Source organism: Photobacterium lutimaris (assembly GCF_003025555.1).
Classification (GTDB): Bacteria; Pseudomonadota; Gammaproteobacteria; order Enterobacterales; family Vibrionaceae; genus Photobacterium; species Photobacterium lutimaris.
Genome location: NZ_PYMH01000001.1, coordinates 71,632 through 85,928 on the forward strand (window position 1 = coordinate 71,632; position 14,297 = coordinate 85,928).

At 41.1% G+C, this 14,297-nt stretch carries 1 protein-coding gene; it reads left to right on the plus strand.

Annotated elements, in window-relative coordinates:
• The first annotated feature begins 40 nt into the window (after positions 1 to 40).
• Positions 41 to 14,290, plus strand: a complete 14,250-nt coding sequence (locus tag C9I99_RS00215) for an SDR family NAD(P)-dependent oxidoreductase (RefSeq protein ID WP_107346840.1) — start codon at positions 41 to 43, stop codon at positions 14,288 to 14,290.
• Positions 14,291 to 14,297 lie beyond the last annotated feature (7 nt).

Sequence of the window (14,297 nt, forward strand, 5' to 3'; positions counted from 1 at the left end):
ATAATTAGGGCGCCATAGAATAGCGTTAAGGAGAACAAACATGATGAAACGGATTGTCAAACTTCTTAAAGAGGCATTGGTCTCTTCTGAGGCAGCGGCTCACCTTGTGGCATTGGCAAAACACAAATGTTCCGATAGTGCGACTTATCTTGAAAAGCAATGGGTGCGCACTGAAGTGAATAGCAATACTACCGATGGTGTGCTGCTTGTTTTTTCAAATAACGAACAAAAACACGACGTCTGGATGGAACAGCATTCAGGCATTGTCATTACCATTCTCCACAGTGAGCAATACGAACAAGTAAGAGAAAATGTTTTTGGTCTCAATTTAACAGACGAATGTCAAGTCAAACACCTGTTAACCGCTCTAGTAAAAGAAAAAGATACAGAATTCAACATTATTTTCGATTATAGAACGGACAGTCGATCTGATGCTGAGCACATTATTTCTGGATGGTTACAATTTCTGCATGCAATGACACAAGAGCATAGTCTGCTCAGTATTAATGGTGTAGTACCCGTTGCTGATGATATTACTGGGCCTAATTTACACTATTTATCTTTGTCTGCCTTATTCAGAGTTATGCAGAAGGAGCATCATGACTACATACTCAGAACTGTAAAGCTTTCTAGTGAGTCAACAGAAGAAGATGTGATTCAAGAGTTATATTCAAAACAGACTTCCAGCCTAGAAATAAAATATGCCAAAGGATCAAGGTATGAACGGCATTTAACACCGGCCACTATTCCAAAGAATACGCATCCTACACTGACGATAAGTGAAAATCAGACAATACTTATCAGTGGTGGAGGTGGCAAAATTGGCTTCTTAATCAGCCAATGGCTGATAACGACCTACAATTGCAGTGTTGTACTGATAGGAAGGTCGCCCGAAGCTGATGTAAACAAGCACTATCCGCTCATAGAAGCCAGTAATGGCGTTACCTATATCCAGCAAGATGTCACGGCAAAGAATCCGAGCTTGCCCCTCAGAAAGGTGTTAGATCGCGGTATTCATGGCGTTATTCATTTAGCTGGAAGCCTTAACGATGGTCTATTTCGACATAAAGAATTGTCAAATTGGAATGAAGAGATAAGCAGCAAAATTAAGGGGATAGAAAATCTAGATGCATGGACCGTGAGTCAGCCACTTAGGTTTTTCATTGCGGGATCATCACTCAGTGCAGTACATGGTTTTAGCGGACAATCTTCTTATTCATATGCTAATGCCTATTTGGATCACTATATTGAATGCAGAGAGCAACTAGTCAATAGAGGTGAGAAAACGGGTGCTAGTATCAGTCTTAACTGGAGTCTTTGGAAAGATGGAGGTATGTCAGTCTCCGATGAACAGAAGAGGCAATATAAAGCATTATATGGGATTGAAGATGTCTCATTGATAAGTGGAATCACTTCAATTGTAATGGCAATTAGTCAGCAGAAATCACAACTCGTTGTGATTGATGGTGATGGTTCTAAAATTCTGAGTTCATTTAACACCACTCCTGCGCACGTAATGGCAACAGGAAGTAGACCTTCTAATACATATACTAAGGAGGATGAACACTATACTGAATTGCTCTCCGGATTATATGATATCGTGGAGGAGTTAATGAATGTTAAACGGGAGAAACTAAAGCCGAAAACAGAGTTAGCGCACTATGGTTTTGACTCAATTAGTTTTGCGGATTTGGCTAATAAAATTAATCAGCGGTTCGCGATTAATATTACACCTTCTGTATTCTTTCAATACCTTCATTTAGACGCGATCACGCGTTACCTATTAGCCGAATGTGATATCGCATTGGAGGCTGAGCAAGACAGTATCGATGAAAGTCCATATAGAAACAGGGGGACACGCTCTGCAGATTTCGATGAGGATCAATCTGTATCCGATGACGCCGTTGCCATCATTGGAATAAGCGGGCAGTTTCCAGGTGCTAACAATCACGAAAGTTTATGGAGTCGACTTGTCGAGTCTGCCGATTTGGTCGGCGAAATACCGGAAGATAGATGGAAGTGGAAAGAAATATTTGGCAATCCCAAAGAGCGAAATAACCAAACCAATATTAGGTGGGGTGGATTTATATCGGATATAGACAAGTTTGATAGAAATTTCTTCAAAATATCCGCACGTGAATCTGAGTTGATGGACCCTCAACAGAGACTATTTTTACAGTGCTCGTGGTCGGTTGTGGAGGATGCCGGCTACAACATCAATGAATTAAGGGGAAGTAATACGGCAGTATATGTCGGTGTGGCATCAACAGACTATACCGATTTGATCATTCGAAACAATCTAGAATTGGAACCTCATTATTCTACTGGTACTGGGCATTCTATCGTTGCTAATAGAGTATCGTATTTATTCGATTTTCATGGTCCAAGCGAAGCAATCGATACGGCTTGTTCGAGTTCTTTGATAGCCGTTCATAAGGCCGCAGAGAATATACGTAGTGGTGAGTGTGATTTAGCCATCGCCGGAGGGGTGAATGTGTTGCTAAACCCTAATCTCTTCATTTCATTTTCTAAAGCTGGCATGCTTAGCTCAGATGGTAAATGCAAGCCATTTGATAAGGATGCCAATGGCTATGTCAGAGGTGAGGGGGTAGGAGCGGTACTATTAAAATCCTATAAGCAAGCCTTGATTGATCATGATCATATTTATGGTGTCATTAAAGGATCAGCTGTCAATCACGGTGGGAAAACCCAGTCGCTGACGGCACCGAATCCTGAAGCTCAGGCAGAAGTGATCCGCACGGCGCTTCGGAAATCTAGACTAGATCCTTCTGCAATATCTTATATAGAAGCACATGGAACAGGCACTAATTTGGGAGACCCTTTAGAAACGGAAGGTCTAAAAAGTGCGCTATCAGCTTCTTCTTTTGGCAAAAAGTCTATAGGTATAGGATCAATAAAGAGCAACATTGGACATTTAGAAACAGCTGCAGGTATAGCCAGTGTGGTGAAAGTGTTAATGTCATTCAAATATGAGCAAATACCCTCCACAATACATTTTAAAGAACTAAATCCTTATGTGAATTTGTCCAATTCACCGTTATATGTGGTTGACCAACTTCAACAATGGGTGCCTCAGCATTCAGAGCAGTCTCCTCTTACTGCTGGCATTAGTTCTTTTGGGTTTGGGGGGGCAAATGCCCATATCATTCTTCAGAAACCAGCCCGAACTCAAGCATCATCAAATGAAGCGCAAGATCAACTTATACTTATATCAGCAGAATCATCATCATCTTTAAGAAATAGTATAAGAGACTTACGACACTATTTACTAAAATATAAGAGCACTATTTCACTTGTTGATATTGCATTTACCTTACAAAAGGGAAGAGTGCATCATCAGAAAAGGCTGGCTTTAGTTGTTAGCTCTGTCAACGATCTCATTGTGCAGCTTGAATCACAAGATGAAAAGATTCAGGAAAGCGAATTATCGTTTGATTCATGTTGTAGTACAGGAAAGCTGGCGTCTACATATGATCGTAGATCTCAGCTTTATGGTATAGCTAAGCAATGGATGAACGGGGAGACTTATCGATGGGAGCAGCTCTATGATATACAACCCCATCGCATATCATTGCCAACATATCCGTTTGATAAAACAAAGTGTTGGATAGATACCAATAACTCACTTGAGAGTGTTCAACACTCGTCATATAAATCTTCACTATCAAATGAAGAACATCAGGTTGTTCGTATCAATCAAAAACTAGTTGCTGCATCTTGCGACAGAATCAGTAATGGCGTGTCTAGGAAATTACTCGTTATTCGTTTTTTGCAGACGCAAGAAAGCAAGCTGATTGAAGAATTGCGCAACAGTTTTAACACTATAGAGGTACTGTTGTCCTCACTTTTATCGGATGCCTATGTAGACCAATTGCTGCGCTCCTTTATAAATGACGATGAAGTATTAATACTAGTTGAGAATAATGAATGCCAAGATCTTCAAGATGAGGGGCGGGCATATTACGGTTTACTAAAGCAGCTATCAAATCTAGCGCGATACGCAAACAGTGGGCGAAAGAGGACAAAGCGACTACGTTTTAAATTCCTACATTATTTTCTAGAAGATGCTCCTAGATATCAGAATCCACTTACCTCACTGTTCAAAAGCTTTGTTTCTGAACAACCATCTTTTTGCTTTAAAAGCGTATCACTAGATGTCTTGGACCCCACTATTCTTGAAGCAGAGCTATCAGCGCACTTCAACAATGATGAGATTATTTACACAGCTGGAAAGCGACAAAACAGGCAACTGGTTCTTGATGAACCGCTTCAGGTACCTGTACTTGATGGCCGCTTTGTAGAAAGGGGGGTCTATCTGGTCACCGGTGGCACTGGTGGTATTGGAAGATCTATCTGCAAAGATATTACGATGAAAGGTGGAATCGTTATCGCGGTTGGACGTTCAACACTAACTAGTCAAGCAATCAATGAACTTAAAGAGAACGCGATCATTGCTGACTATATTTCATGTGATATTTGCGATCACAAGTCTATCTCCATCATCGAAGAACATGTAAGCCATCATTATGGGCAATTGACGGGTATTGTTCACGCCGCTGGCATTAATATTAATCGGACTATTAACAACTCAATTGATACGGATTGGGAGCCCATAGTGGAGACCAAAGTCTGCGGGTCCCAGCACCTATTGACGTTAGCTGAACACTTTCGAACCGATTTTTTGGTGTTGTTTGGCTCAATGGTTGGTATTACTGGAAATGCTGGACAATCCATCTATGCCTATTCAAATGCGTGTTTAGACCGGATTAGTCGTTCGATCAATGAGCGTGACTTACATCTTGATTGTTATGCGATCAATTGGCCGTTGTGGGATTCTGAAGGAATGAAAATGCCCGCTTCTGTTATGCAGAAATACAAGGAAGAATATGGTTTTATTGCACTATCAGTGGAAGAAGGACTGAGAATATGGGAGAAAGTGCTGAAGGCGGCTCCTGGCAACTACTCCTTTCTTTTTGGAGAATCACAAAAGATTAAGCAGTATGTGCAAATGGTGAATGCGGGTCTCAATGTTAAAAGCGACCATATCAAAGAGGAGTGGTCAAATGATAGAGAGACGTATATTCAATTGTTTGTAGAGACGTTAGCTGGTGTGTTGCGCGTTTCCAAAGCAGAAATTGACATTGATGAGACATTTGAAAACTTGGGGCTTGATTCACTACTTATCAATCAATTTTGCGACCAAGTCCAGATAGAGATAGCAGATTTCCAAGTAACATTAATGTTTGAATATACGACGCTTCGATCTTTATCAGAATACTGTGAAAGTCAGGGCATGATCCAAAAGAATATTCGAATTAACAATCAAGCAGATAATCAAAGATGTCAATTACGTGGAAATGTAAATAATGGCCCGGCTCCCGATGATATTGCCATTATCGGAATACATGGGCGATATCCAGATGCAAATAACATGGATGAGTACTGGTTAAACTTGAGCGCGGGCAAAGATTCAGTGTCCGTAGTGCCAGAGGGCAGATGGGACAATGCGGCGTATTTCAGTGAATCAGTACAAGAAGCGGATTGTGATAAGTACTATTGTCAGTGGGGTGGGTTTCTTAGTAATCCGGATTATTTTGACCCTGGTTTTTTCGGTATATCTCCAAAAAATGCTGAAGTAATGGACCCACAAGAGCGGCTGTTTATTCAGTCTGCTTGGAACGCGCTAGAGGATGCGGGCTATATACCGTTGTTAAAGGGATCGGAAGATTCAAAAATTGATCGCAATATTGGCGTTTTTACGGGTGTTACTACGCATACTTATTCATTGTACAATGCCGATTTTAACTCACGTGGAAGCTATGCAATTCCCAACAGCCAGCCTTGGTCTATAGCAAATCGAGTCTCCTATCTGTTTAATTTAACAGGGCCTAGTGTACCAATAGACACGGCTTGTTCATCTTCACTGGCAGCGATCCACTTTGCCTGTAAGAGCATTCAGAGCGGTGAATGTAATTTGGCAATAGCAGGCGGCGTTAATCTCTACCTCCATCCCCAAAAATACATACACCTTTCCAACTTGAAGATGCTTTCACCTACCGGGAAGTGCCATGCTTTTAGCGAGAAGGCGGATGGTTTTGTTCCCGGAGAGGGAGTCGGAAGTATTGTTCTTAAGCCTCTAAAAAAGGCCATTCGGGATGGGGATCACATTAGAGGAGTTATAAAAGGATCTGGGATCAACCATGGTGGAAGAACGAATGGTTATTCGGTACCAAGTACCACTTCACAGGCAGATGTAATTGAAATAGCCTTGAAAAATGCCGATGTAGAGCCAAACAGCATTCGTTTTATTGAAGCGCATGGCACGGGAACTTCCCTCGGTGATCCGATAGAGATTGCTGCATTAAATAAGGTTTTTCACAAGCATTCGCGTGATAGTGAGTTGTATGTTGGTTCGGTGAAATCGAATATCGGCCATGCTGAGTCAGCAGCTGGTATTGCCGGCGTTTCAAAAATAGTGCAAGAATTTTCTCAGGAGCAGTTAGTGCCGAGTATCAACTGCACGAACTTTAATCCGAAAATAAAATTGTCTGGTGGATCGGTCCATATTCAGAGAGACGCACTTTCCTTTGATGAGTTGAGGAAAGACACAAAAGTACCTTTGCGCGCTGGTGTTAGTTCATTTGGAGCCGGCGGTACGAATGTACACTTAATCTTGGAAGAGTATATCGACCATCGTTTGCATAGCAAGCAGGATGCGGTGCCCGTAGCCATTATTCTCTCTGCAAGAGATAAAAAAAATCTGAAACAATACGCAAAAGACATACGTGATTTCATAGTTAGAAGAAGCGATAACCAGCTAAAGCAAAACAGCCTCAATCTGGACAACCTTGCCTATACATTACAATCAGGTAGGCTGCATATGAAAGAGCGCTTGGGGTTTGTTGCCAAGGACCTCGGAGACGTTATTAGGCAATTGGAGAAATACTACAATGACGTGCAGGATGATAGGATCTTGCAATCCACTCTCGTAGATAAAAGGAAAAAAGGAAAGATTGTTCAGGTAGAGACGATACAGGATGCACTAAGTTCCTGGCTAGAGGGTGACTTCCCGTCTTGGGAGAGGATGTCGACAGAGAGCCATATGATCTCATTGCCAGGTTACCCGTTTGTTGGTAAGTCGTATTGGTACAACGGTGAGCCAGCATTTCAAGATCGTCAAACAAAGCAGTGCCAAGGTAATCACTATTTCGATAAACGCGTTATCGTTGTAGAGCCGAATAAGGAATACAAACTATCGTTGAGCGATGATGCATTCTTTGTAGAGGATCATATTGTAGATGGGGAGAAAATACTGCCTGGATCTGTCTATCTTGAGATGATGCGTTTTATCTTTGAGGAAAGTACAAGAAAGTCCAGGCCTGTACTGAAGAATATTATGTGGTCACAGCCGCTTGTATTCATGGATACGCAACACCGACTTAAAATTGAGTGTAAGGGAGATGAGGAAGACCAAAAGTTAACGATTAAAGGTTCAAATGAGAGTACAGGTGAAAGCATTTATGCACAGGGTCAAGTTGTGTATGAAAAGCAGTCAATTCAACCCGAACCCATAGCGGTGCTTAACAAGCAGAAGTATCGGGAGAGCCCGTCGTATAACAGAGAAGATATTTACAGTTTCTTTAATAGAATGAAATTGCAGTATGGCCCTGCTTTCCAGGTGATTGACAAACTGTGGAAACAAGAGAATGCGGTAATTGCAGAGCTCAATGTTCGTCCCGCGACAGAAGATGAGCACTTCGTGTTTCATCCTGCCATTTTAGACGGGGCACTACAGGCAATCATAGGTTTCTATATAGAAGACCAAGAGTCGATTGCTAAGGATACATTCCTTCCCTTCCTCATTAAAAAGATACAGATTTTTAAACCAGTCAATCCCACTTGTTTCGTATACATAGAGGAGTCGACCGTTGGTAAGGATCAATGTTCTTTCAATATCAAAATATGCAACAAACAAGGCGATGTATGCATCTCCATCCAGGATTTCGTTGTTAATAAATTAAGTAACAACAATAAAAGGCAGCATCCTCAAGAGTTGCTGCATTTAAAGCCAATATGGGCCAGTAGTAAGTTAACTATTAATAATCTGCAAGAAAAGGCGCATAAAATTGTGGTGTTTAGTGATAGCAAAGACATCATGACTGCATTAAATTTTAAATTGCCAAGCGATACGAAATTCACACTCGTCACTCCAGGTGAGCGCAACAAGCGGATTTCAACTGATCATTTCGAAGTAAATGACAAAGATTACGCACACTATGATGAATTATTACGGATGCTTAAGTTGGAAGGGTTTATTCCAACAGCAACCATCTTTTTACAACAGAAGGGTACTCAATCCGAGAATATTGAAGATAAGCTGTTTACAAGTTTTTATCGCCTATTCAATTGGTCAAAGTGCATAATAAAATCAGATCAAAAGTCGGAAGTAAAACAAATTGTATTGTTTGAAGATTGTTCTAATACTGATTTCTTCAGTAGCGGACTGTTTGGCCTGGCAAAAACAATATCAAGAGAATATCAGAAATTGGCCACAAAGGTAGTTGAGGTGGCGCAATCAGATAAGCTGTCATCAGATGATATTGCGGATATCATTTCTCACGAGCTAAAAGACAATGCTTTGCATGAGATACGATATGAAGGAAAAAATCGCAAGAAACTGCAAATGACGCCTGTCGTCCTATCTGGCGACGACAATCGAATAATGAGACGACAAGGAACTTATCTCATAACCGGTGCAATTGGGGGGCTAGGTAGAATGCTTGCTTTTTATCTAGCAGATAAATATCAAGCGGATGTTTTGCTTACCGATATCGTTGAACCGGGTAGTAAACGAGTTGTAAGCCATTTAGCCAAGTTAAGAGATAAGAATGTAGCGGTTAACTATATTCAAGCGGATCTATCGAATAGAGTGTCAGTAGAAAGCCTATTTAAGAATGTCGCTAGGAACGACATCAACGGTCTATTTCATATAGCCGGGTTTATCAAGGATGCTTTGGTGCATGACAAAACAGAACAAGAGATTCAGTCAGTCTTTGCACCAAAGATCAATGGGACCATGCTGGTGGATGAGTGTTCTAAACATTTAGATATTGATTTCTTTGCGGTGTACTCATCGATAGCCGCTTTCAGTGGTAACGTGGGTCAAGCAGACTATTCTTACGCCAATCGTTTTCAAAATGCGTATTGTGAATACAGAGAACAATTACGCGAAAAGGGACAGCGCGTTGGCAAGACGGTTGCCATTAACTGGCCTTTGTGGGAAGAAGGTGGAATGCAAACCAGTGCAGAAACACAAGAATATTTTGTAAAAAGCACAGGGATGCAAGCGCTATCAACAGAAAGTGGTTTAAAATCATTGGAACTGGCCTTAAACAGTGATGAAAGTCATCTTATTGTCGTGGAGGGTGACAGAGACAAAATCTACCAAACATTGCAGGTCACGCAACAACAGACTACGAAAACAAGCTGGCCGTCGCCCATCAATAAAAGAAACCACATCACCAAAATCGTAAAGGCACAGTTAACAGCAATCACGAATGTTGATGAAAAAGACATAGATTTACGAACAGAAATCAGTGACTACGGACTTGATTCGGTAGCATTGACCAGTTTTTCAAACCGCTTAAACGAAGAATTTAAGTGCGATTTAACACCAGCTACTTTCTTTGAGTACTCCTACATCGATGAGCTAATCCAACACTTAGAGACTGTGGTAGAAGCGGTCTTAATTGTTGAAGAGCATGAGCAGCAAGGGTCCATGGAGAAGAAGAGTCTTATTCAAGACGGCTTGCAACCGGAATCTAAAAAAAACTGGCCGTCGCCCATCAATAAAAGAAATCACATCACCAAAATTGTAAAGGCACAATTAACAGCAATCACGAATGTTGATGAGGAAGACATAGATTTACGAACAGAAATCAGTGACTACGGACTTGATTCAGTAGCATTGACCAGTTTTTCAAACCGCTTAAACGAAGAATTTAAGTGCGATTTTACACCAGCTACTTTCTTTGAGTATTCCTACATCGATGAGCTAATCCAACATTTAGAGACTGTGGTAGAAGCGGTCTCAGTTGTTGAAGAGCATGAGCAGCAAGGGTCCATGGAGAAGAAGAGTCTTATTCAAGACGGCTTGCAACCGGAATCTAAAAAAAGCTGGTCGTCGCCCATCAATAAAAGAAACCACATCACCAAAATCGTAAAGGCACAGTTAACATCAATCACGAATGTTGATGAGAAAGACATAGATTTACGAACAGAAATCAGTGACTACGGACTTGATTCGGTAGCATTGACCAGTCTTTCAAACCGCTTAAACGAAGAATTTAAGTGCGATTTAACACCAGCTACTTTCTTTGAGTATTCCTACATCGATGAGCTAATCCAACACTTAGAGACTGTGGTAGAAGCGGTCTCAGTTGTTGAAGAGCATGAGCAGCAAGGATCCATGGAGAAGAATTGTCTTATTCAAGATAACTTACAACCGGAATCTGTCACTGTGTCTAAGGATGAAAATCAAGCAATAGCCATTATTGGTATCAGCGGTAAATTCCCGTCAGCTGACAATATTGATGACTTCTGGGAAAACATTGTTTCAGGAAAAAGTCTGATGAAAGAGATTCCTAAAGAACGGTGGGACTGGTTGAAATATTTCGGAGACCCACAAGAAGAGGTTAACAAAACATTTGTTAACAAGTGTGCATTTATGGACGACGTTGATAAGTTCGATGCAGGCTACTTTAAGATTTCGCCAAGAGAGGCAGCTCTGATGGATCCGGTTCAACGAATGTTTCTGGAGTGTTCAATATCGACTATAGAGAATGCGGGCTATAAGGTATCCAGTTTTGCAGACTCAGATACCGGACTTTACGTTGGATTAATTAATCCAGAATATGCTGATCTCATGGTAGAGCAAGATCTTCCCATTGAAGCACACATGGCTACTGGCGTGTCTCGGTCAATTGTCGCCAACAGAGTGTCCTACCTACTTGATATAAAAGGCCCCAGCGAAGTTATTGACACTGCGTGTAGCAGCGCACTAGTAGCTATTGATAAGGGTGTAGATAGTATCCGTAATGGTAGATGTAAAATGGTACTTGCTGGCGGGGTCAATGTCATACTGAGTTCGAGAGTACACTTGTCATATAGCAAAGCAGGCATGCTAAGTCCTGATTGTGAGTCTAAAGCATTCGATGATAGTGCCAATGGATATGCGAGAGGTGAAGGGGTTGGTGCAGTATTGCTGAAATCATTGGATCAGGCAGAAAAAGATGAAGATCACATTTATGGCATTATTCGAGGTAGTGCAATCAACCATGGTGGACATGCAAATGCACTAACTGCGCCAAGTCCTAACTCTCAAGCGGCACTGCTTATAGATGCGTACTCACAAGCCAACATTTCACCGGAGACAGTAAGCTATATTGAGGCTCATGGAACCGGTACGAGCTTAGGTGATCCGATTGAAATGAACGGCCTAAAAAAGGGCTTCCAATATCTTTACAAAAAGCATAATTTAGACTTTGGTTCTGGTCACAAAATCGCCGTTGGTGCGGTAAAAACCAATGTAGGACATCTAGAAGCGGCTGCTGGTATCGCCGGACTGTTTAAAACCCTCCTGAGCATTCAAAACAAGACGATTCCAACGAATCGTAATTTTACTAAATTAAATCAGTATATCGATATTGCAGATACCCCCTTTTATGTTTCCGACGAAACCGTAGCATGGCCCGCGCTTGAGGATAAACACGGAAAAAAACTTCCACGTAGAGCTGGTGTGAGTTCTTTTGGGTTTGGTGGTGTTAATGCTCATATGGTCATAGAAGAACATATGTCAACTGATACATCAGAAGACAACGGAAAACCACAACTGGTCGTCTTATCTGCCTTGACGCAGGCAGGACTAAAAGACTACGCCGCTTCTATTGTTAAATATTTGTCTGTGAGGGAAATTGAGTTTAGGGAACAGGGTCTCGAAGAAGAGCTTATGCTTTCTTTCATTGATCATGTGGTGAGCCAGATCAGCATTATCACCCAATTACCCATTGATGAAATTGATGTAAATGAAGGTATAGAAAATCTGGGGCTAGATCAAGTAACGGTAGAGACAGTAATAAGCGACATTAACAACACGTTCAATTTAGCCATTAAATCGAAACAATTCTATCAATTAGAAACCATCGAGAAATTCTGTCGCCATTGTGTCAATTCTTATGCCGATGAAATAGGTAGCCGTTTGACGCAGGGACTGGACAAAGTGAAGAGTACTGGTTATAGCATTAAATTGGTCGACCTTGCTTATACACTCTATCACGGTAGAGATCATCGTTCAGAGAGGCTAGCTATCATAGCCACTTCGATTCAGGAATTGAGAACGACTCTCGAGGATTTTCTTTTAGGTAACGTTGAGAGCGGTCTTCTTATCCATCATAGCAGTTCGAAGGAATCGATTCGAGGCTCTGTCAATGCTCCGCTACAGGAGATTGCTCTATCATGGGTGGCAGGAGAGGATGTATCTAATGCAGTGCAGGGGATAGTGTCTGCAGGAAGAAAGGTGCCTTTGCCAACGTATCCTTTCTCTAAAGTCAGGCATTGGATAAAGGCAAAGGAATGTACGCCAGAACAGGAAAAATCAATCAATACCGCTGCACCGATTAGTAATAAGAGCGCAAGGATAATTCAATTTGAACAAGAAAGTTCTTGGGTCGAAAGTAACAGTATAGAGTTACTTATTCTTGCTTTAGACAAAACAGACCTTTTTCGCTATTTACTAACACCTCATCATATAGATGACATAATGCACCAACAAAAAATAAAGGCGAAATATATAAGACTAGTCCAGGCAGTCATCAACATTCTTGAGAAGGAAGGCGTGTTGTTGACTAATGGAGAAAAGGAAATTGTTTTACACAGTAATTTTACGCCAGAAATACTTCGGCAAAGAGCAAGTGATGCCCAAGCGCGGTTGGGCTCTATTCTTACTGATAAACCTAAATATAGAAATCATATGCGTTTGCTACAAACGTGCACAGAAAATCTACTCAGAATACTCCGAGGTGAGCTACTTCCAACCGATGTTATTTTCCCAGACTCGAGAATGGATTTGGTAGAAGATGTGTATAAGGGCAATATCAGCGCAGATTACTACAATAATCAATTAGTCAATAAGCTGAACGACCTGATCCTAGCGAAGCAGTCAGGTCATCGTTCAGGTGACAAAATAAGGATCTTGGAAATTGGTGCAGGCACGGGTGGGACATCGGAGTTAGTTCTTAACCGGATACAGCATTTCCAGAACATGGAGTACTTTTACACTGATATTTCTCTTGCCTTTGTGAAATACGGGAAGAATAAATATGGAGCGCATCATCATTTCCTACACGCACAAACACTTAATGTTGAAGACATCGAAGACGTTAAGAAATTTCGAGGCAATGGTTTTGACATAGTAATTGCTGCGAATGTCTTACATGCAACGACGGATATGAACCGAACTCTAACCAATATTAATTATTTGTTGAAAAGAGGTGGGGATCTGGTCGTTAATGAGTTGGTCAAAAAGAAAAATTTCTTAACTCTTACCTTCGGGCTACTAGATGGGTGGTGGTTATTTAAAGATGAAAACATTCGCATCGCCGATACGCCTCTGATTAAAATAGACCGTTGGAGTTCCTTGCTTGATAATTTAAGATTTGACAATACTGTATTTCTTGGTGTTGATGATTTAGAGAATGCCGATCAGGCGATTATCGTGTCGACAAAAGTGGAAGACTTAATTGCCATTGAAGACGACATTGAAACTGAGTCTATATCGACCAACGTCACGAACAATTCACGATTCGATTCAGAATACAACTATATTACCTCTAGTATTGTGCAAGTTCTTGCAACAACATTAGACCTCGATCCACAGGTTGTAAAAACTGATAAGCCTTATATTGATTTCGGAGTAGACTCGATATTGGCTGTAGAAGGTGTAAACCGAATTAATAAAAAGCTAGGGATAAAACTGAGAACCACAGATTTCTTCAATTACGTCACGGTACAAGATTTAAGCCAATACATCCGTGAAAATTATTCTATTTCGAGTCATGAGGTAATCCAACAAATAGCTGAGCCGGATGATTCTGTGGATCGTGAGGCGAGTAAGAAAGTTGAAGATGTAGAGCTATTAAATTTGTTATGTGATCTACAAAATGGAACAAAGTCAGTTGAGGAAGTTGATGAAATAATTTTATCGACGTCGTAATTCACTA